The sequence below is a fragment of the Streptomyces fagopyri genome (assembly GCF_009498275.1).
Classification (GTDB): Bacteria; Actinomycetota; Actinomycetes; order Streptomycetales; family Streptomycetaceae; genus Streptomyces; species Streptomyces fagopyri.
Genome location: NZ_CP045643.1, coordinates 1,165,692 through 1,186,129 on the forward strand (window position 1 = coordinate 1,165,692; position 20,438 = coordinate 1,186,129).

The window sequence follows — 20,438 nt, forward strand, 5'->3', positions numbered from 1 at the left end:
CGCCGGGCCGGCACCCTCCGCCGCGGACTGCCTGATCAGGCGGTCCGCAGCAGTGCCGCGAGCAGCGGCCGGAAGTGCGCGAAGTCGGGCGCCGACGCCTCGGGGTCCTTGCCCTCGTCGTCCCAGCGGCGCACCGCGACCCCGTCCGCCGCGTACGGATTCGCCTCGTAGTCGGCGACCTCGGGTGCGGACATCGGACCACCCTGTACCTGAAGCGTGTACACGGAGGCCTCGGTGAGCAGGTCGAAGTACTCGGGCTCGACCGCGCACAGGTACCGCTTCGCGGCCACGTGCAACCGGATCGGCTCGGTGACCTCGGGGCCGAACCAGTCGGCCAGCCGGTCCGCCCCGGTGTGGCTGTGCCGGTTGTCGGTGCCGGCCATCAGATCCTCGCCGGTGACCGGGCCGTGGAAGTGGCCGACGTCGTGCAGCAACGCGGCCGCCACCAGGGCGTCGGGCGCCCCCGCCTCCTGGGCCCGCGCCGCGGCCTGCAGCATGTGCTGCGCCATCGTCACCGGCTCGCCCAGGTAGGCGCCCGCGCCCTCGCCCGCGAAGAGTTCGGACAGTCCGTCGAGGAACTCCGCGCCCGCCACGTCCCGTTCGCGGCGCAGTACGGCCAGGGTGCCGGCCAGCGCGTCGATGTCGGCGTAGGCGCCTTGCAGGTGGCGGGCGCCGCTCTCCTCGAAGGCCGTACGGGCGTGCAGCAGCCGGACATTGTCGAAGATCAGGCAGTCGCCGGGCGCGAGCCGGAAGTCCAGCTGGAGCTCGGGGCGCAGGGTGATCCCGGCGAATTTCCGGTAGGCCCGGTAGAACGCCTCCAGTTCGTCGGCGGGCAGCCGCAGCGTGGACATCGAGCGGTTGTTGAAGCGCACCTCGCGGATCCGGCCGCGGCCGTCCACGTCGATCAGCGGCCGTTCGGCCTCCAGTACGGTGCGGGCGTCGGCGAAGCGGAACGGCACCGGTGTGCGGGTCAGCACCGCGAAGGCCTCCGGGTCCTCGGCGCGCAGCAGCGCGGCGGCCTGGAATCCGTCCACCAGACCGGAGTCACCGCCGCTCGCCGAGTTGGCCAGGCAGTGCAGCAGTTGGAGGGTGGGCACCGGGTCGCGGTAGGGGTTGTCGGTGTGCGGGGTGATGCGCGCGCCGGTGAAGGCCAGGTTGTTGGGGTCCGGTTCGACCCGAACGTCGAACAGCCGCCCGTAGTTGGTCTCGCGGACGTAGCCGAAGGTCTGCGCCACGTCGAGCACCTGGCCCGGACGGCACGGGACGTCGCGCAGCAGGGCGAAGCCGAGTCCGAGGACCGAGTCCAGTACGCGCGCCTTGACGACCGGGTCGCCCAGGTAGTCCGTCCAGTCCGCCTCGGGCAGCCGGCCGTCCAGGTCGGCGGCGGTCCACAGTGTCTTGCCCGTCTCGCCGCGCCGGTCCCCGGGCCCGCCGTCGGCGTCGGTGCCCCTACCGGGCCGGTTGGCCGTGAGCCACCGCGTGGAGTACTCCGACCGGTGACCGTCGGGTGCCCAGTCGACCTCGACCCCGTCGGCGGTCCGGCGGACCGCGCCGAGCGCGAGGCCGGCGGGCAGCTCGGTGATCTGGAACAGCTTCTGCCCGTTGCGCGGGTCCCGGCACCGGGCGCAGGCGCAGTTGTCCCGCAGCCACATGAGCGGCATGTCCTCCACGGACGGTTCCCCGGCGGACGTTCCCTTGACGGACGGTGACGTGGTCATCACGCTCTCCCTAAGTTGTATAGCCAACTTTGTCGATGCCGTGAACCTCTCAGCCGCAGTTGAGCGAGGGGTGACGCACGGCTTGCGCGCGGATGAATGGGACGCGGGCGGGCCCGGAGGCCCGGACGGGGGGACGCGTGACGTTTCTCCGGTGAACCGTTTGCGCCATAGGGGTGAGCAAAGCCCGCCCAAGGGGAGAGTTCCGTATCGACATAGAGATCCTTTTGTCTTGGCAAAGGGCTGTCGTGTCGCCACGGCCGCCCTTCCGCCCGCCCTGTCGAGCCCCGAGGAAGGAACCGGACGTTGACCTACGGGAAGAAGCTGAGGGAACAGATCGCCGGCCCGGAGACCACTCCGCTGATCGGTGTGTACGACATGTACTCGGCGTCGATCGCGGCCGAGCACTACGACGGGATGTTCGTCTCCGGCTTCGGCTTCGCGGCCTCGTACTACGGGCTGCCGGACATCGGATTCATCGCCTGGCCGGACATGGTGGCGTTCGTCCAGCGACTGCGGGGCGCGTTCCCGCGGCACCACCTGCTGGTGGACATCGACGACGGGTACGTCGATCCCGAGGTCGCCTGTCATGTGGTGGAGGGGCTGGAGCGGATCGGGGCGTCGGGGGTGATCCTGGAGGACCAGAAGCGGCCGCGCCGGTGCGGGCACGCCGACGGCAAGCAGGTGCTGCCGCTGTCCGAGTACCTCGCCAAGCTGGAGATGGTGCTGGCGACCCGGCAGGACATGGTCGTGGTGGCCCGTACGGACGCGACCGACGAGAACGACATCCTGCACCGGGCCGAGACGCTCGCCGCGACCGGCGCGGACGTGGTGCTCGTCGACGGGGTGCGCAGCGTGGAATGGATCCGGCGGATCCGCGAGGTGGTCGGTGACAAGCCCCTGCTGTTCAACCAGATCGCGGGCGGCAAGTCGCCCCGGCTCTCCCTGGGCGAGCTGTCCGAACTCGGCGTGGACGTCGCCATCTACAGCACGCCGTGCCTGTTCGCGGCCCACCAGGCGATGCACTCCGCACTCGCCGACCTCAGGGCGGCGGACGGCCGGCTCCCGGTGGTGGACACGACGAACGGTGTCGGTGTCGCGACCGCCACCCGGCTGCTGGAGCGCAACATCGCCCGTCTGCGGCCGGAGCCCCAGGGCGTGCGCGCGTGACACCGCGGCCGGCGCCGTCGCCGCGTCTGCGCACGGCCGCCGTACTGACGCTTGCCCTGCTGGGTGCCGGGGCGGCACCGGCGGTCGCGGGCGACAGCCTCATCACCGTGCTGGACAACTCGCACGCCGACTCGATCCTCGAGGTGGACCGGGCCGCCAACGTCCAGCAGGGCAGCGGAACGGCCGGCAGCGACCACGAGGGCAGCGCCGTCGACATGGTGGAGGCCCTCGTCGCGGCACACCCGCACGAGGAGGGCGCCGGGACGCGGGACGACGACTGACCTCCGGGACCGCCGGGGCACCCCCGCCGGTCCGCCCCTCCGACCGGCCGGCGCTCCGGCCGTCCCGGGCGGGAATCTTCGGCGGACGGACGGTCCCGTCGCTGCTCACGAGGGGTCGGCCAGGTCACGGGGCGGCCGGCGGGGCCGATCGGCCCTGGCGGTTCCGTGCCGCACGTGCTGTCCTGGAGTGGACGGGAAGGACCCGGGAAGGACGCGGAGAAGCGGCCTGCGGCCGTGCACCGCACAATCAGGACCCGCGAGAAGCGGGTGGGGCCCTTCCCGCCCAGGCGCCTCGGCCCTGACATCCCTTCACCGGCCCCTCGCGCCCGCGCTGCGCACGGGCCGATCGGTCCCCGTTCCCGGACGGGCGGGCCCTACGCAGCCCCTCCCGGCCAGGACGGAACGGCCCCCGCGTGCGAACGAGGGCCGGACGGTCCCGTGATCCGTCCGGTCGGCCCCGCCGCCCCTCGTTCACCGGGCGCCACCTGGCCGTAGGCACGACGAGGAGGTGCGGCGATGCACAGGACACGGCGTACGAAGCGGTGGTGCTGGCGGTGGCGGAGCAATCCGCTGCGCCGGCACGACGATGTCGTGGAGGCCTGGATCGTACTGGTCGTCTGGACGGTCATCCTGGTGGGAGGCGCCCTCGTCGGTCTGGTGGCGGCCCACACCGCCGACGCGTCCTTCGCCCGGCTGCGGCACGAACGCCATCCGGTCCCGGCCGTCCTCGTCGACAACACGGCCCGGACACTGCCGACCGGGGACGGCCCGGTCTACGACGGTGTTCGCGCGACGGTCCGCTGGACGGGGCCGGACGGCGCCCGCCACACGGGCCGGACCCTGGTGAACTCCGGGCACCCGGCCGGGTCGAAGATCGTGGTCTGGCTCGACCAGAAGGGGCGGCTCACCACCCGGCCTCCCGATCCGGGCACGGCGTCCGCCGAGGCGGGAGCCCTCGGTACGGGCGCAGCGATCGCCTTCGGCAGCCTGGTGTTCGCCGCCGGCCGCCTCGCCCGGTGGCGGCTCGACCGGCGCCGCTACGACGAGTGGGCCCGCGCGTGGGAGCAGGTGGGCCCGCGCTGGGGGCACAAGACCCCTTGACCACCCGGGACACTCGGGATGGACGCGGCGCGACCGGCGGTCGAGAGCGACGTGCGGTCACCCGGGACGCCCGACGCACCAGCCGCACCAGCCGCACCAGCCGCACCAGCCGCACCAGATGGTCACCGCTTCCACGCGGTCCGGCCGCTACTCGCGCCCCTCCTCACCGCGCCGTACCGCGGCACGGAAACCGGAGTTGACCGCCAGCAGCCCGCCGTCCACGCACAGCGTGGTCCCGGTGATCCAGGACGCGTCACGGGAAGCGAGGAAGGCTACGGCGGCCGCGATGTCGTCCGGTTCTCCGACCCGCCCCAGCGGGTAGAGCTCCGTGGCCATGGCGAGGTCGTCCTCCCGCCCTTCCCACGCCGTGGTGCGGACCGTGCCCGGCGCGACCAGGTTGACACGCACCCCCCGGGGCGCGGCGTGACCGGCGAGCGTACGGGTCAGGGAGATGAGACCCGCCTTGGCGGCGCTGTAGGCGTGGTTGCCGAAGTCCTGGATGCCGTTCACGGAGCCGATGTGGACGATCGCGCCACGGCCGGAGGCCACCAGGTGCGGCAGCGCCGCGCGGGAGCACCGGTACGCGCCGGTCAGCGTGAGGTCGAGGTCGTGGGCCCACACCTCATCCGGCTCGTCCTCGAAGAGCGGCTCGTCGGGGGTGCATCCGTAGGCGTTGTTGACCAGGACGTCCAGCGAGCCCAGAGCGTGGACCGCATGCTCGACGGCCCGGTCGACCGACGCGCGGTCCCCCACGTCGCAGACGTACGCCTCGGCCCGCCCGCCGAGTTCACGGATCGACGCGGCCGTCTTCTCCGCCTCGGGCAGGTCCACGTCGGTGAGCAGCACGTGGGCGCCCTCGTCGGCGAACCGGCGGGCGGTGGCCGCCCCGATGCCGCGGGCCGCACCCGTGATCACAACCCCGTGTCCTTCGAAGCGCCTCGTGGCGGTCGTCGCAGTCATGGCAGCGAAGGTACTGCCGTGATCGACACGGGGACAGACAGCGTGCGCCCAAGTCCGCGTTCCTGCGACACCTTGTCGGGCGTACGGCTGTCGGGCGTACGGCGCGCGGAGCGGCCCGGCCGGCCGAGGCGGGAGTGTCAGCGATAGGTCTCGATGACCGCCTGGGCGTCGGGTCCGCCGCCGTCGCCGCCCGCGTCCGTCCCGTCCGTGCCGCCCGCCGGTCCGTCCGCGTCCTGGACCTCGGTCATGTAGCGCCAGGCGTCCGGGCGGCTGCCGTCGTGGTCGGTGAATCCGTACACCCGCGCCAGCTGGCCGCTGGAGAGGGACTGCCCGTTCCAGCGCGCGACGTCCGGGTCGGCGGCCAGCGCGGCCACGGCGCGGCCGACGTAGCCGGGGGTCTCGGAGATCCCGAAGCGCGGCACACGCTCCGTAGCGTCGCGCCAGTTCTCCTCGGTGACCCCGAAGGCCTCCAGCATGATCTCGGAGCGCAGCCATCCCGGGGTGAGCGCGACCGCGGTGGCTCCGCGCGGGCCCAGTTCGTGTCCCAGCGCGAACGCCATGCGCAGGACCGACGCCTTGGCGAGGTCGTAGAAGAAGGAGACGCGGTAGGTGTCCTGGTTGTACTCCGCGGTGCCGTCGGTCATCTCGACGACGAGGCCGCCGGGGTGGCGCAGCAGCAGGGGAAGCGCGTGGTGGCTGGTGACGGCGTGCGTCTCGACGGCGAGCCGGAGCAGCCGCAGTCCGTTGTCGAGGTCGTGCTCCCAGACCGGGGCGTCCCACTCGAAGAGTTTCTCGCCGCCCCAGATGTCGTTGACCAGGACATCGAGCCGGCCCTGTTCGTCGTCGACGCGTGCGACCAGCGCCTCGACCTGAGCGGGGTCGAGGTGGTCGGTGGGCACGGCGACACCGACGCCGCCCGCCGCGTCCACCAGTTCCGCGGTGTCCTCGATCGTCTCGGGGCGGTCGTACTCCGAGCGCCGTCCGCGGGTGCTGCGCCCGGTCACGTAGACGGTGGCACCGGCCGCGCCGAGTTCCGCGGCGATCCCCCGTCCCGCTCCCCGGGTGGCCCCCGCGACCAGTGCGACCTTGCCCTTCAGCGGTCCTGACATGTCCGACCTCCATGTTCCGTACGTTCTCGCGTTCGTACGTTCTCGCAGTGCCCCTGTGGTGTCCTCATCGAGGGGTCGCTACGAGCGTGACGTGGAAGCCGGACATCTTCTGTCAGGTATCCGGGGTGTCAGGTCACGTTTCCCGGATGCCGGGTCACGGGTGCCTGTTCCGCCCCGTCCCGGCGCGCCGGCTCAGTGGCCGCGCGCGATCCACTCCTCCAGGTGCGGCGCCTCGGCGCCGATCGTGGTCGGGTCGCCGTGCCCGGTGCGCACGACGGTGTCGTCCGGCAGACCGAGCAGACGCTCGCGGATCGACGCGACGATCGTCGGGAAGTGCGAGTAGGAGCGACCGGTGGCTCCCGGACCGCCCTGGAAGAGGGTGTCCCCGGTGAACACGGTGCCCAGCCCCGCGTCGTAGAGGCAGACCGCGCCCGGGGCGTGGCCGGGCGTGTGCAGGACGGTCAGATCGGCGCCGGCCGCCTCGATCACCTGTCCGTCCTGCAGCCAGGCGTCGGGCAGCCGGTCGGGATGGGTCTGCTTCCACAGCGGCAGATCGTCGGGGTGGAGCCAGATCGTGGCGCCGGTGCGCTCGGCGAGGGCGGGCGCGGCGTCGATGTGGTCGTTGTGGGCGTGGGTGCACACGATGGCGAGCAGCCGCCGGTCGCCCACCGCCTCGGCGATCGCGTCGGCGTCGTGCGCGGCGTCGATGACGATCGCCTCGTGGTCGTCCCCGACGATCCACACGTTGTTGTCGACGTCCCAGGTTCCGCCGTCGAGCGAGAAGGTCCCCGAGGTGACGAGGTGTTCGATGCGCGCGGTCATCAGAACATCACCACCGAGCGCAGTACGTCACCGTGGTGCATCCGCTCGAAGGCGGGCTCGATCTCGTCCAGGGCGATCGTCTCGCTCACGAACGCCCCCAGGTCCAGTCGTCCCTGGAGGTGCAGGTCGATCAGCATCGGGAAGTCGCGGGACGGCAGGCAGTCGCCGTACCAGGACGACTTGAGGGCTCCGCCGCGTCCGAAGACGTCGAGGAGCGGCAGCTCCAGCTTCATCTCCGGGGTCGGGACGCCGACCAGGACCACCGTGCCCGCGAGGTCGCGGGCGTAGAACGCCTGCTGGTACGTCTCCGGGCGCCCGACCGCGTCGATGACGACGTCGGCGCCGAAGCCTCCGGTCAGCTCCTGGATCGCGGCGACGGGGTCGGTCGAGGTGGAGTTGACGGTGTGCGTCGCGCCGAGCTTCGAGGCGGTGGCCAGCTTCCGGTCGTCGATGTCGACGGCGATGATCTTCGCGGCGCCGGCCAGCCGGGCGCCCGCGATCGCCGCGTCGCCGACGCCTCCGCAGCCGATGACGGCCACGGAGTCGCCCCGGCCGACGTTGCCGGTGTTGATGGCGGCGCCGATCCCCGCCATCACACCGCAGCCGAGGAGCCCGGCGACCGCCGGGGAGACGGCCGGGTCGACCTTGGTGCACTGTCCGGCGGCGACCAGGGTCTTCTCGGCGAAGGCGCCGATGCCCAGGGCCGGGGACAGCTCGGTGCCGTCCGTGAGCGTCATCTTCTGCTTCGCGTTGTGGGTGTTGAAGCAGTACCAGGGCCGCCCGCGCAGACACGCCCGGCACTGCCCGCACACGGCCCGCCAGTTGAGGATGACGAAGTCGCCCGGGGCGACGTCCGTGACCCCGTCGCCGACCGACTCCACGACGCCCGCGGCCTCGTGGCCGAGCAGGAACGGGAAGTCGTCGTTGATGCCGCCCTGCTTGTAGTGCAGGTCGGTGTGGCAGACCCCGCACGCCTGGATCTTGACCACGGCCTCTCCCGGCCCCGGGTCAGGCACGACGATGGTCTCCACGCGCACCGGTTCGTTCTTGCCCGGGGCGATCACGCCACGTACTTCCTGCGCCATGGTGGTGAACCCTTTCGTAGATCGACGTTCGTCGACCGACCCTACGGTGTGACCGGCCGGTAGCAGGTCGGCTGGTCCTCGGTCACCTCGGCCGCCGGGTGCCGGGCCGCCGGCCCCCGCTCCACGGGAAGCGTCACGAGGGACGCCGGACAGGGCCCGGCGGACGCCCTGTTCCGGCTGCCCGACGGCTGCCCGCCCGCCGGGCCGAGGCTCCCTCCGGCCCGGCGTCGATGCGTGGCCGATCCACCTTGTACAGGCGGGCGACCGGTGCCCGTACGGTGCCGGCGCCGACGTAGCCTGAGGCATCCTCACCCCTTCCCGATCCCTTCCCGCAAGGAGCGCCGTGACCATCGCAGGGACGCAAGCCGAACCACCCGCCTGGCGGCTGCTCCTCGGATACGTACGCCCGCATCGGTGGGCGCTGTTCGCGGGTGCCCTGCTGGCCCTGACGACCGGTGGGACGGGTCTGCTGCTGCCGCTGGTGGCGCGCGGGCTCATCGACGACCTGTCGCACGACCGGCCCATCGGGCGGGCGTTGCTCGGCATGGCGGCGCTCGTGGTGACCAACGCGGCGGTCGGCGCTCTGGGTTCGTACGTGCTGCGGCGCACCGCCGAGTCGGTGGTGCTCGGCGCCCGGCGTGCCCTGTCGTCCTATCTGCTGCGGCTGCGCATACCGGCCGTGGACCGCAGTGAGCCGGGCGACCTGATGGCCCGCATCACCTCCGACACGACCCTGCTGCGCGAGGTCACCACCGACTCGCTCGTCGGCATCGGCACCGGCGGTCTCACGCTCGTCGCGACGGTGGTGATGATGGGGCTCGTCGACGTGGTGCTGCTCGGTGTCACCCTCGGGGTGATCCTGTGCGCGGGAACGGTGCTCGGCCTGATCGTGCCGCGCATCAACCGGGCCAGCAAGCAGGCGCAGGACGCCGTCGGCGTGATGGGCGCCGCGCTGGAGCGGATCCTCGGGGCGCTGCGCACGATCAAGGCGTCCGGGGCCGAGCACCGCGAGGAGCGGACCATCCACGCGGCGGCGGAGGAGTCCTGGCGGCAGAGCGTGCGGGCCGCCAAGTGGTCGGCGGCGGCGGGGAACACGGCGGGGCTCGCGATGCAGATCGCCTTCATCACGGTGCTCGCGGTGGGCGGCGCGCGGGTGGCGACCGGCGCCATCGGTGTCGGCACCCTGGTCGCCTTCCTTCTGTACGTCTTCTACCTCATGTCGCCGATCCAGCAGGTCGTCGGCGCGATCACGCAGTACCAGACCGGTGCCGCGGCGCTCGCCCGGATCCAGGAGGCGCTGCGGCTGCCCGCGGAGCCGGCCGCGCTCCCCGCACCGCTGCCGACGCCCGGCTCGGCGCCCGCCTCCCTCGCCTTCGACGACGTCCGCTTCCGGTACGCCGACGATCTGCAGTACGTCCATCACGGCGTGACGTTCACCGTACCGGCGCGCGGCATGACGGCCTTCGTCGGCCCGTCCGGCGCGGGCAAGACCACCGTGTTCTCCCTCATCGAGCGGTTCTACGACCCCGAGGCCGGCGTGATCACGGTGGACGGCCGTCCGCTGGAGGACTGGAACCTGGCGCAGCTCAGGTCCGCCATCGGCTACGTGGAGCAGGACGCTCCGGTCCTGTCGGGTTCCCTGCGGGACAATCTGCTGCTGGGCAACCCGGAGGCCGACGAGGCGGAGCTGGCCCGGGTGGTGAGGACGACACGCCTGGACGGGCTGGTGGCCCGGCTGCCGCGGGGTCTCGACACGCTGGTGGGGCATCGCGGCACCAAGCTGTCGGGCGGTGAACGCCAGCGGGTCGCGATCGGCCGCGCCCTGCTGCGCCGCCCGCGTCTGCTGCTCCTCGACGAGGCGACCTCCCAGCTCGACGCCGTGAACGAGGCCGCGCTGCGGGACACGGTCACCGATGTCGCGCGGACGACGACGGTCCTCGTCGTCGCGCACCGGCTGTCCACCGTCACGACGGCCGACCGCATCGTCGTCATGGACGCGGGCCGGGTGCGCGCGGTGGGAACCCACCGGGAGCTGGTGGCGGGAGATCCGCTCTACGCCGAGCTGGCCGCCACGCAGTTCCTCGCCACGGCGGGCTGAGGTTCCGCGCCGTCGCGGCCGGGGCGCCCGCGGGGCGCAGGCCTCTTCACCGGGCGAACCGCGGCGGGCGGGGCGGGCGGCGCGGACACGAACCTGCCCCTGGCACGTGTGCCGGGGGCAGGGGGGTACGGGGCTCGGCGGGAGGTTCAGGCCTCGATGCCCGGGAGCAACCCGGTGACGGGGGCGGCCATGTCGGTGAGCTGGTGCAGCTGGCCCAGGTCGTTGAGGTGGTTGAGCCCGGCCAGCTGGTTGGAGATCCGCGGGATGTCCTCGCGGTGCTCGGCAGGGAGGCCGCTCGTCGCGAGCGAGTCGAGCTGGGTGATCGGGTTCAGCCGTCCCGCGTCCGGGGCCTCGGGGGCGGCCGCGGAGGCCATCGGCGCGGCCAGGCCCGTGACACCGACGGCGAGACCGACGGCGGCGACCATACGTCGTGTTGAGATCATGCCTTCAGCAACGGCGCCGGACCCCGCCCGGTCACGGCCGGACCGCGCCGCTCACCCGAGAGGCTCATCGTGAGGGCTGGGCTTGCCGTGGGCTGTGCGGCGGAGGAGTCTCGGAGGAGAGGCCCCTCGCGGCCCGCTCCTCACCGGGCCGCGGCCTTCCGAGGAGGTCATATATGGGCACCATGGCAGGCCCCGCCTTCGACACCGAAGCGCTGCGCCGCGGAATCGAAGGACACGACGCGGCGGACATGCTGGCGCTGTACGCGGACGACGCGGAGATACGGATCGTCGACCGCAACACGCAGCCGAGTCACCCGATGGTGAAACACGGTCGTGGCGAGATCGCCGACATGCTGAACGACGTCTACAGCCGGGACATGATCCACAAGCTCGAACAGTGTGTCGTCCAGGGCGACCACGTCGCCTTCACCGAGTCCTGCCTCTACCCGGACGGCGTGCGGGTACTGGCCAGCTCGATGATGTCCCTGCGGGACGGCAAGATCGTCGAGCACACGCTGCTGCAGGCATGGGACGAGTAGGGAGGAACTGGCCGAAGGTCCAGGTGTCCTCCCGTCTGACCTGGACCTTCTCGGCCAAGGTGGCTATGGGACGGTCGCGCCGGACTCCGCGGCCACGACCAGTTTCCGCAGCAGGTCTGCGAGTGTCCGCTTCTCTGCTGCGGTCAGCACTGCGAGCAGCGCGTTCTCACCCGCTTCCTCCGGCACCGCGTGCTGTTCGCACGCGGCGTATCCGGCCTCGGTGAGCCGTACCTCCATCCGCCGGCGGTCGGCCGTCTCGTGCGTACGGTTGATCAGTCCCGCGTCCTCCAGCGGGGCGAGCCGCGCCGACGACGCCGCGGGTCAGACCGAGCAGGTCGGCGAGGTGTGACGGGCTCGCCGCGTGCGGCGGGCCCGACCTGCGCAGCATCAGGAGCACCTTGAACCGCCAGTGCCGCAGTCCGTCCGAGTCGAGGGTCTCCCGGTGGGCCTGTGCGGCGGGACCGACCCGACGGCGGCGCCCACGACGGGCGAGCGGAGCGGCTGATCGCACCCGCCGACGGCGGCGCCGGCCCGACGACGCTCGCGGTGCCACCGGAGCGGACCGCCGCCGGAGCCGGCTGCCACCGGCGAGGACCGCCGCCCGAGCGGGCTGCCACCGGCGCCGCACGCCGACCGGGTGTCGGAGGTGAGGCGCTCAGCGCATCCACGCGCTGTACGACATCACGTCCCCGGCCCGGACGCCGACCTCGGCGGCGCCCCTCGTGACGGTGTCCTCCAGGCCGAGTACGGCGCCGGTCGCCGGGTCCAGGATCAGCATCCGGCGCAGGCCGTGCGCGGTGTCGTCGTACACGTACGCCTGTCCCGGGCGGCGCAGACGGTCGGTGACCGCGCCGGCCGGCCGCAGGCCCTTGGCCTCGGCCAGGAGGCGGACCAGCGTGGCGTTCTCGCGTGAACCGAGCGTCCAGTTGCCCAGCAGCTCGCTGACGGCGTCGAGGAGTTCGGGCGTGCCCAGCGGTTCGGTCCGGTTGAGTTCGTCGAGGTAGGCGCGCAGCCGCCCGATGTCGTGCGGCGGGGTGGCCCGGGGCGGGGCATCGCTCCAGCTGGGCGGGTAGGTCCGCCTGCTGAGGACGTGGCCGTCCTCGACGATGCGCGGGACGGGGTCGGCGTCGGTGATGACGGGTCCCCCCGGGTGGCGCGGGTCGGTGGCCACGACGAGTTCCGTGGCGCTGCCGTCCGCGTGCCACCGCATCACCCGTTCCTCGGGCAGCGTCACCGCCCGCCGGGCGCCGGTGCCGGCCGTCATGGCCAGGCTCCAGGTCTGGACGTGGGTGCCCTGGCGCAGCCGCAGGGAACCGTCGGCCGCCGCCCGTTCGGCGATCCGGTCCAGCGGCACGGGAGCGGAGCCGGACTCGATCATCAGGGGGCGGGGCGCGGCCACCGCGGGGGTGGCGGCCGGCCCCGACAGCAGGAGCGTCAGGGCGACCACGCCGGCGGCGGCAGCGGTCCCGACACTCAGGACCCAGCGGCGCAGCCGGCGCGGGCGTCCGCTGTGCAGCAGCTGGTTGAGGCGGCGCTCGGCGTGCTGGTCGAGCGGCCGGTCGTGGAAGCGGCCGTCGCCGGGCGGTACCGGGTTGGCGCGGCGCAGGAGGTCGAGCTCGTCAGCCATGGCCGTGCTCCTTCGGGATGTCGTGGCGGGGCGTCGCGGTGGCGGGGACCGCGGTGAGGTGCGGACGGTCGATCTCGGCTCTGAGTCGGCGGCGGGCGCGGTGCAGGCGCATCGCCGCGGCGCGGGTGCCGCAGCCGAGGGCGACGGCGACCTCGTCGACGCCGAGTTCCTCCCAGGCCGTGAGGCGCAGTATTTCCTGGTCCGCCGGTGAGAGCCGGACCAGTGCCTCGTGCACCCAGTCGCCCGGCGACCCTGAGTCGGGGCTCTCGACCACCTGTCTGCCGTGCGCGCTCTCGTCGTTGCCGAGCCGGTCGAGGAGTCTGCGGCGCCGCCCGTAGCCGCGTACGGCGTTGGCCAGACAGTGGCGTGCCACCCCGTACAGCCAGGGGAGCGGGAAGGGCGGAAGGTCGGACCGGCGCCGCCAGGCGACGGTGAAGACCTCCGCCACCACCTCCTCCACATCACCGCTCCGGCCGTCCAGTCGCCTCGCCACGTAGCGGCTGACCGCCCAGTAGTGCTCGCGATAGGCAGCGGCGAAGGTCTCGTCGTTGCTCATGTTCCGTATCTGTCCGGCAGTCCTGCGAACGTCACCACCTCCGGTGTGACGCTCGTCGCTTGCCTCCAGTGTGACGCCGGCGCCGGCGCCGGACACAGGCGGGGCATGGAGAGCACTACTGTCACGCCGCCGCCCGCAGCCGTTCCCGGGCCGGCGCCTCGTCCCGGAGCGGCCGCGGTGAAGTGGCTGACCACCACGGACCACAAGACGATCGGCACGCTGTATCTGGTCACGGCGTTCGGCTTCTTCTGCGTCGGCGGCGTCATGGCGCTGCTGATGCGCGCCGAGCTGGCCCGGCCGGGACTGCAGATCATGTCGAACGAGGAGTTCAACCAGGCGTTCACGATGCACGGCACGGTCATGCTGCTGATGTTCGCGACGCCGCTGTTCGCCGGCTTCGCGAACTGGATCATGCCGCTGCAGATCGGCGCGCCGGACGTGGCGTTCCCGCGGCTGAACATGTTCGCGTACTGGCTGTACCTCTTCGGCTCGCTGATCGCCGTGGGCGGCTTCCTGACCCCGCAGGGTGCGGCCGACTTCGGCTGGTTCGCCTACGCGCCGCTCTCGGACGCGGTCCATTCGCCGGGCGCGGGCGCCGACATGTGGATCATGGGTCTGGCCTTCTCCGGCTTCGGCACGATCCTCGGCGCGGTCAACTTCATCACCACCATCATCTGCATGCGCGCACCCGGCATGACGATGTTCCGGATGCCCATCTTCGTCTGGAACGTGCTGCTCACCGGTGTCCTGGTGCTGCTCGCCTTCCCCGTCCTGGCGGCGGCCCTGTTCGCCCTGGAGGCGGACCGCAAGTTCGGCGCCCATGTCTTCGACGCGTCGAACGGCGGAGCGCTGCTGTGGCAGCACCTCTTCTGGTTCTTCGGGCATCCGGAGGTGTACATCATCGCCCTGCCGTTCTTCGGGATCATCTCCGAGGTCATCCCGGTCTTCTCGCGCAAGCCGATGTTCGGATACATGGGCCTGATCGGCGCGACCATCTCGATCGCGGGCCTGTCCGTGACCGTCTGGGCGCACCACATGTACGTCACCGGAGGCGTGCTGCTCCCGTTCTTCTCCTTCATGACGTTCCTCATCGCCGTACCGACCGGCGTGAAGTTCTTCAACTGGATCGGAACGATGTGGCAGGGCTCGCTCTCCTTCGAGACACCGATGCTCTGGGCCACCGGCTTCCTCATCACCTTCGTCTTCGGCGGTCTGACCGGAGTGATGCTCGCGTCGCCGCCGATGGACTTCCCCGTCTCGGACAGCTACTTCGTGGTGGCGCACTTCCACTACGTGATCTTCGGTACGGTCGTGTTCGCGATGTTCTCCGGCTTCCACTTCTGGTGGCCGAAGATGACGGGCAAGATGCTCGACGAGCGGCTCGGCAAGATCACCTTCTGGACGCTTTTCGTGGGCTTCCACGGCACGTTCCTGGTCCAGCACTGGCTGGGCGCGAACGGCATGCAGCGCCGCATCCCCGACTACCTGGCCGTGGAGGGACTGACCACCCTCAACACGGTGTCGACCATCTTCTCCTTCCTGCTGGGCAGTTCCCTCCTGCCGTTCTTCTACAACATCTGGAAGACCGCCAAGTACGGCAAGAAGGTCGAGGTGGACGACCCGTGGGGATACGGCCGTTCACTGGAGTGGGCCACGTCCTGTCCGCCGCCGCGCCACAACTTCCGCACGCTGCCGCGGATCCGCAGCGAATCCCCGGCCTTCGACCTCCACCATCCGGAGGTCGGCGCCGCGCGCCCGCAGTTGGAGGCGGCGCCGAGGCGACCGCGATGACGGCCATGGACGACCGCCCGATCGATCCGCGGGTCCTCATCAGCGAACTGGAAGGCCATCTGCTGATCGAGGCCACACGTGCCGAGGGGCGGACGGAGGCGGCTCGCTTCGCCCGGTCACTGCCCTGGCTGACGGACACCCAGCGGGAGGAGGTGGAGCAGGTCTACGCGCGTGACCACCTGGCGCTCTCGCGCCGTTCCTGGGAGCGGACGGCGCTTCGCGGCCGGGAACTGCGGGCCGAGTACGAGGCGGCGTACCGCGCGCTGCGGCGCCGGCTGTGCACCGCGTTCCTCCTCGGCGCCGTCGTCCTGGCCCTGGTGACGCTCACCTCGGTCAGCGCGCGCTGACAGGAGGGGGCGCGGGTGCCGTGGGAGCGTGCGGATGCGTGGCCGGGGCGGGTCTATTCGACCGCGGTCCAGTCGAGCGTCCGCCGCACCGCCTTCTTCCATCCCGCGTACCCCTCCTCGCGCCGGTCCTCGGACCACTGGGGCTCCCAGCGCCTGGACTCGTTCCAGTGGGTGCGCAGTTCGTCGGTGTCATGCCAGACCCCGGCGGCCAGGCCCGCCGCGTAGGCCGCGCCGAGGGCGGTGGTCTCGGCGACGACCGGCCGGCTGACCGGTACGCCGAGGACGTCGGCCTGGATCTGCATGCACAGGTCGTTGGCGGTCACACCGCCGTCGACCTTGAGCACGTCGAGATGGACTCCGGAGTCCTGTTCCATGGCCTCGACGACGTCACGGCTCTGGTAGCAGATGGCTTCCAGGGTGGCCCGGGCCAGGTGTCCGCTGTCGTTGTACCGGGCGAGGCCGACGATCGCGCCGCGGGCGTCGGAGCGCCAGTACGGGGCGAACAGTCCCGAGAACGCGGGGACGAAGTACACGCCTCCGTTGTCCTCGACCGTACGGGCCAGCGTCTCGCTCCCGGCCGCGTTCTTGATGATCTTCATCTGGTCGCGCAGCCACTGCACCGCCGACCCGGTCACCGCGATGGAGCCCTCCAGGGCGTAGACCGCCGGGCTGTCGCCGAACCGGTAGGCCACGGTGGTGAGCAGGCCGTGTTGCGAACGGACCGGTTCCGTACCGGTGTTGAGGACGAGGAAGTTGCCGGTGCCGTAGGTGTTCTTGGCCTCGCCCGGCGCGTAGCAGACCTGTCCGACGGTGGCCGCCTGCTGGTCGCCGAGCACCCCGGTGACCGGGACCGAGGCCCGCAGGGGCCCGTCGGCGCGTGTCACCCCGTACGCCTCCGGGTGGGACGAGGCGTTGATGGTGGGCAGCATCCGCCGCGGGACGCCGAAGAAGCCCAGCAGTTCGTCGTCCCAGTCGAGGGTCTCCAGGTCCATCAGCATGGTGCGGCAGGCGTTGGTGACGTCGGTGGCGTGGACGCCTCCCCGCGGGCCGCCGGTGAGGTTCCACAGGACCCAGCAGTCCGTGTTGCCGAAGACGGCGTGTCCCTTCTCCGCCGCCTCGCGGACGCCGTCCACGTTCTCCAGGATCCACTGGATCTTGCCGCCGGAGAAGTACGTCGCCGGCGGCAGACCGGCCTTGCGGCGGATGACGTCGCCGCGGCCCGAGCGTTCGAGGGCCGCGGCGATGGAGTCGGTGCGGGTGTCCTGCCAGACGATCGCGTTGTAATAGGGACGGCCGTTGCGCGGGTCCCAGACGACGGTGGTCTCGCGCTGGTTGGTGATGCCGATCGCCGCCAGGTCGGCCGCGGACAGGTTCCCGTGCCGCAGCGCGTTCTCCATCACCGCGTCGGTGCGCTCCCAGATCTCCACCGGATCGTGCTCGACCCAGCCGGAGCGCGGAAGGATCTGGGTGTGCTCCAGCTGGTGCTTCGCCACCTCGTTGCCCGCGTGATCGAAGATCATGAACCGGGTGCTGGTCGTCCCCTGGTCCACCGCGCCGACGAAATCAGCCATGGAGTGCCGCCTTCGACAGAGGTGTCAGCCCGCCTCGGAGGCCGGGACACGGCCGGGAGGCTCCGGCTCCGCGGAGGGCAGGAACCGGCCGACGACGCCCTTGTACAGCGCCCCGCCGAGCAGACCGCCGACCAGCGGGCCGACGATCGGCACCCAGAAGTAGAGGTTTCCGTACTGGTCCCGCCACGCGCCCCGATACCCGGTGAGGAAGCTGGCCAGGCGGGGACCGAAGTCGCGCGCGGGGTTGATGGCGTAGCCCGCGTTGGTGCCCCAGGCCATACCGATGCCGACGACGACCAGACCGGTGATGAAGGCACCCAGGTTGGCGCCGGGGGGTGTGTTGAGCATGTCCGTGATGGCCAGGATCAGGAGCAGCAGCAGGGCCGTGCCGATGACCTGGTCGCGGAACGCGCCCCACTCGTGGACCGGCAGGTTCGGGTTGCCGTTGGCGGGCAGCGTGGAGAACACCGTCTGCGTCTTGATGGTGTGGCCGGGGTCGGCCTTCGCCAGTGCCTCGGTGTAGTTCCAGCGCACGAGCAGGGCCGCCACGAAGGCGCCGGCCGTCTGGGCGAGCGCGTACGGCGCCACCTTGCGCCAGGGGAATCCCTTGAACGTCGCGAGTGTCACCGTCACCGCGGGGTTGAGATGGGCGCCGCTGAGACGGGCCGCTACGTAGACGCCCATGGTGACGCCGATGCCCCACGCCCAGGAGATGCTGTCGTGGTCGCCGAGGCCGCCCGGCGGGGTCGTGAGCGCGCCGCCGGCTGCGACCTGCGCCACCACGGCGCAGCCGAAGAGGATCAGCACCATGGTGCCGACGAATTCGGCGGCCATTTCACCGACCAGGCCCAGCCTGTTGAACCGCTCCGTCATGGACGCCCGCTTCCCGCCGGCTCGGAACCGGCCGTCGACTGCCCGAGCTTTTCCGACCTCAGCATAGGTCGATCATGGAATAACCGCATTTACGGGCAGATATGGGGCGTCACAGATGGTCACCTTTCCTGGGTGACGGACCAAGGGCGACAGGCGACGGGTGACAAGCCCGCCGGCGCCATCAGCCGGTCGGCCGACCGGCCGCCGTGGCGGCCCATGAGGCCAGTTCGGAGCGGGCCGCGCTCAGCAGGGCGGCGGACGGTGCCGTCGCCCCGTTCGTGACCAGCGCGTAGTGCGGGGTCCCCGCGCCCGGCGCGGTGAGCAGCAGTCGGCGGGCGCCGGTGCCGCCCGGCTCCGGGGCCACGGCGATCGGCGTGCCCGTGCCGTAGGCGGGCGGGGAGTACGCGGTACCGAGGTCGGACACCACCGTCGTGGCCGAGGTGGCGAAGGAGGCCGGGAGATGGAGTTCCGTGGGGGCGGCGCCGCCGTCCGAGCGCCAGACCAGCAGGCCGTACTGGCCCGGTCCCACGAGCTGGGAGACATGGGGCAGGGTGGACGGGACCGGGTTCCAGGTCAGGGTGGTGGAGCCGTCCCGGGAGCGGTCCTCGTAGGTGAAGGCGAGGGTGGTGCCCGCGGTCGCGCTCGGGTAGAGACGGTCCAGGAGGCGGCCGTCCTGGCGCAGGACGGCCGTGCCGGAGTCGTCGAGGCGTACGGCGGACAGATCCTCGTCGTTCCAGGCGTCACCGGAGGTGCGGACCTTGCTCGCGTTGCCGTTCATCAGCTCGTGATGGCGGCCGCTGTAGAGGTCCCACTGCCACTGGGTGCCGGAGAGGACCGGCCCGGAGGCCGTCGGCCGGGACCACCAGCCGGCCCCCGGCAGACGGGAGTCCAGAGCCTGGTACATCGCCTTGAGGACCGTCGGGGCCTTGTCGGCGACCAGGCCCGACAGCGGGTGGCCGAACTCGCTGACGATCGCCGTCGTTCCCGCCGCCGCGGCACGGTCGCGCACCGTGGAGAAGTCGGTGGCGTACTGGCCGTCCCCCGCCTTGCCCCACATCAGGATGCCGGAGATCGCCTTCTGGTCGTAGAAGTGGGTGTTGAACACGTACCGCGGTCCCTGAGTGCCCGCGTCCAGCAGGCCGCCCTCCTGCTTCTGGGAGTCGATGTTCGCGTTCCAGAAGAGGTTCGGTTCGACGAAGGCGGGCTTGTCCTGCCAGCCGGCGGCGTCCATGCGGGCCCGGAACCGCACGTAGAACGGCCAGAGCAGGTCACGTTCCCAGACGCGGCTCGTCCGCCCTGGGTCGTAGCTGCCCGCGTACGGCTCGTTGAACGGGTCGAAGCCGACGACGCCCGCGAACTCGGCGGTGGTGAGGTGCTGTCGCACATGGGCCAGGGTGGCCTGGGCCATGGCCAGGAAGGCGTCCTGGAGGCCGTGGGCGTTGTGCCAGAAGTCGTACTGCGCCTGTGTCACCGCCCCGTTCTGGGTGATGTTCTGACCCCAGAAGAGACAGATCCCGCAGGACTCACCCGGGTAGTTCCCCGCGTCCACGGCCCACTCGGGAGCGCCGTCGCCGGTGTACCAACTGCCCTCGCCGAAGAGGTGACGGGAGTAGAGGTCCTGGTGGAAGTCGGGGTACACGCGGATCCCGGCGTCCAGGAAGGCGCGCATCTGGTCGGTGGCCGCGTCGAGGTAGGCGGTGTCGACCTGTCCGCGTACGGGTTCGGCGTGGGCCCAGGAGAACAGGAAGCGCACGGAGTTGCCGCCGCCGAGGGCACGCAGGGCCCTCGCCGACTTCCTGGCGTCGGCGACCGAGGCGAAGGGGAGTCCGCCGTTCTCCTCCAGCTTCGTCTCGCCGGAGACGTTGTAGCCGCGCAGGACGACCTCACGCCCGAGCCCGTCGGTGAAACGTCCGCCGTCGACCGTGAGGGTGGCGGCGGCGGGCGCGTCGAACCACAGGGAGTCGGGAAGCCCGTCCGCGGCGGCGGGTCGCGCGCCCGCCGCCGCGAGGAAGCCGGTGAGGAGTACGAGGACGCCGAGCAGACGCGCACGCAACTTCGCCATGTCCACAACAATCGCCGCCGCCGGCGAAGGGGTCAATACATCTGACTCATGAGTAAGTCTCAACTCCGTGCGCCCGTCCGCCGTGTCCCCCGCGGTCGCGTCACGCGCCCGTCGCGTCGGCGGGCGGCGTCGCGTCAGCGCCCCTCGCGTCCGGCGGCGTTCCGGCGCACCTCGCGTCCGGCGGCGTTCCGGCGCACCTCGCGTCCGGCGGTGTTCCGGCGCACGGAGTCGGGTCAGGCTCCGCCCGTGTCCGACGGCGTCCCGTCGCGCACGGTCCTGTCAGGTGCC

19 protein-coding genes are annotated in these 20,438 nt (G+C 71.8%); 7 read left to right on the forward strand and 12 right to left on the reverse strand.

Annotation, left to right across the window (positions count from 1 at the left end; genetic code table 11):
• Positions 1–35 precede the first annotated feature (35 nt).
• Positions 36–1,718 (reverse strand): 2-trimethylaminoethylphosphonate dioxygenase, encoded by a 1,683-nt coding sequence (tmpA, locus tag GFH48_RS04955; RefSeq protein WP_153287079.1) that lies wholly within the window; start codon positions 1,716–1,718, stop codon positions 36–38.
• Between the two features lie 303 nt (positions 1,719–2,021).
• On the opposite strand from tmpA, the gene GFH48_RS04960 reads away from it, so the two are divergent.
• From GFH48_RS04960 to GFH48_RS04970, 3 genes are all read left to right on the forward strand, one after another.
• Positions 2,022–2,885 (forward strand): isocitrate lyase/PEP mutase family protein, encoded by an 864-nt coding sequence (locus tag GFH48_RS04960; protein ID WP_153287080.1) that lies wholly within the window; start codon positions 2,022–2,024, stop codon positions 2,883–2,885.
• Positions 2,882–3,166 carry a hypothetical protein gene (locus GFH48_RS04965; protein ID WP_194280495.1) on the forward strand — a complete coding sequence of 95 codons (285 nt, stop codon included), beginning with the start codon at positions 2,882–2,884 and terminating at the stop codon, positions 3,164–3,166. Before GFH48_RS04960 ends, GFH48_RS04965 begins: the two co-directional genes overlap by 4 nt.
• Positions 3,167–3,682: 516 nt before the next feature.
• Positions 3,683–4,267 carry an Rv1733c family protein gene (locus GFH48_RS04970; protein ID WP_153287081.1) on the forward strand — a complete coding sequence of 195 codons (585 nt, stop codon included), beginning with the start codon at positions 3,683–3,685 and terminating at the stop codon, positions 4,265–4,267.
• A 147-nt stretch (positions 4,268–4,414) separates the two neighbouring features.
• Here GFH48_RS04970 and GFH48_RS04975 read toward each other — a convergent pair whose 3' ends face one another.
• The 4 genes from GFH48_RS04975 to GFH48_RS04990 form a co-directional block, all read right to left on the reverse strand.
• Positions 4,415–5,227: an SDR family NAD(P)-dependent oxidoreductase gene (locus GFH48_RS04975; RefSeq protein ID WP_153287082.1), complete on the reverse strand. Its 813-nt coding sequence runs from the start codon at positions 5,225–5,227 to the stop codon at positions 4,415–4,417.
• A 137-nt stretch (positions 5,228–5,364) separates the two neighbouring features.
• Positions 5,365–6,336, reverse strand: a complete 972-nt coding sequence (locus tag GFH48_RS04980; protein ID WP_153287083.1) for an SDR family oxidoreductase — start codon at positions 6,334–6,336, stop codon at positions 5,365–5,367.
• Between the two features lie 192 nt (positions 6,337–6,528).
• Positions 6,529–7,158, reverse strand: coding sequence for an MBL fold metallo-hydrolase (locus tag GFH48_RS04985; protein ID WP_153287084.1), 630 nt, complete (start codon positions 7,156–7,158; stop codon positions 6,529–6,531).
• Entirely contained in the window at positions 7,158–8,243 is a 1,086-nt protein-coding gene (locus tag GFH48_RS04990; RefSeq protein WP_153287085.1) for an S-(hydroxymethyl)mycothiol dehydrogenase, read from the reverse strand. The genes GFH48_RS04985 and GFH48_RS04990 overlap by 1 nt, the downstream gene beginning before the upstream one ends.
• Positions 8,244–8,586: 343 nt before the next feature.
• On the opposite strand from GFH48_RS04990, the gene GFH48_RS04995 reads away from it, so the two are divergent.
• The gene (locus tag GFH48_RS04995) at positions 8,587–10,341 is read left to right on the forward strand and encodes an ABC transporter ATP-binding protein (RefSeq protein ID WP_153287086.1); all 1,755 of its coding nucleotides are present in this window, start codon (positions 8,587–8,589) and stop codon (positions 10,339–10,341) included.
• Positions 10,342–10,487: 146 nt separating this feature from the next.
• Here the strand turns inward: GFH48_RS04995 and GFH48_RS05000 are convergent, their stop codons facing one another.
• Positions 10,488–10,784: a hypothetical protein gene (locus tag GFH48_RS05000; protein ID WP_153287087.1), complete on the reverse strand. Its 297-nt coding sequence runs from the start codon at positions 10,782–10,784 to the stop codon at positions 10,488–10,490.
• A gap of 173 nt (positions 10,785–10,957) precedes the next feature.
• On the opposite strand from GFH48_RS05000, the gene GFH48_RS05005 reads away from it, so the two are divergent.
• Positions 10,958–11,323, forward strand: coding sequence for a nuclear transport factor 2 family protein (locus GFH48_RS05005; RefSeq protein WP_153287088.1), 366 nt, complete (start codon positions 10,958–10,960; stop codon positions 11,321–11,323).
• 63 nt (positions 11,324–11,386) lie between these two features.
• Here the strand turns inward: GFH48_RS05005 and GFH48_RS38465 are convergent, their stop codons facing one another.
• From GFH48_RS38465 to GFH48_RS05020, 3 genes are all read right to left on the reverse strand, one after another.
• Complete coding sequence (locus tag GFH48_RS38465; RefSeq protein ID WP_194280496.1) at positions 11,387–11,560, reverse strand: helix-turn-helix domain-containing protein; 174 nt, start codon at positions 11,558–11,560, stop codon at positions 11,387–11,389.
• A 418-nt stretch (positions 11,561–11,978) separates the two neighbouring features.
• Positions 11,979–12,950, reverse strand: coding sequence for a CU044_5270 family protein (locus GFH48_RS05015; protein ID WP_153287089.1), 972 nt, complete (start codon positions 12,948–12,950; stop codon positions 11,979–11,981).
• Positions 12,943–13,506, reverse strand: coding sequence for an RNA polymerase sigma factor (locus GFH48_RS05020; protein WP_153287090.1), 564 nt, complete (start codon positions 13,504–13,506; stop codon positions 12,943–12,945). Before GFH48_RS05020 ends, GFH48_RS05015 begins: the two co-directional genes overlap by 8 nt.
• 105 nt (positions 13,507–13,611) lie before the next feature.
• On the opposite strand from GFH48_RS05020, the gene ctaD reads away from it, so the two are divergent.
• Both ctaD and GFH48_RS05030 read left to right on the forward strand, forming a co-directional pair.
• On the forward strand, positions 13,612–15,297 hold the full coding sequence (gene ctaD, locus GFH48_RS05025; RefSeq protein WP_228120368.1) for an aa3-type cytochrome oxidase subunit I: 1,686 nt from the start codon (positions 13,612–13,614) through the stop codon (positions 15,295–15,297).
• Positions 15,294–15,644, forward strand: coding sequence for a hypothetical protein (locus GFH48_RS05030; protein WP_153287092.1), 351 nt, complete (start codon positions 15,294–15,296; stop codon positions 15,642–15,644). Before ctaD ends, GFH48_RS05030 begins: the two co-directional genes overlap by 4 nt.
• Positions 15,645–15,697: 53 nt before the next feature.
• Here the strand turns inward: GFH48_RS05030 and glpK are convergent, their stop codons facing one another.
• From glpK to GFH48_RS05045, 3 genes are all read right to left on the reverse strand, one after another.
• The gene (gene glpK, locus GFH48_RS05035) at positions 15,698–17,215 is read right to left on the reverse strand and encodes a glycerol kinase GlpK (RefSeq protein WP_153287093.1); all 1,518 of its coding nucleotides are present in this window, start codon (positions 17,213–17,215) and stop codon (positions 15,698–15,700) included.
• 24 nt (positions 17,216–17,239) lie between these two features.
• Positions 17,240–18,088 (reverse strand): MIP/aquaporin family protein, encoded by an 849-nt coding sequence (locus tag GFH48_RS05040; protein WP_153287094.1) that lies wholly within the window; start codon positions 18,086–18,088, stop codon positions 17,240–17,242.
• A gap of 181 nt (positions 18,089–18,269) precedes the next feature.
• The gene (locus GFH48_RS05045; protein WP_153287095.1) at positions 18,270–20,150 is read right to left on the reverse strand and encodes a glycoside hydrolase family 5 protein; all 1,881 of its coding nucleotides are present in this window, start codon (positions 20,148–20,150) and stop codon (positions 18,270–18,272) included.
• Positions 20,151–20,438: the final 288 nt, after the last annotated feature.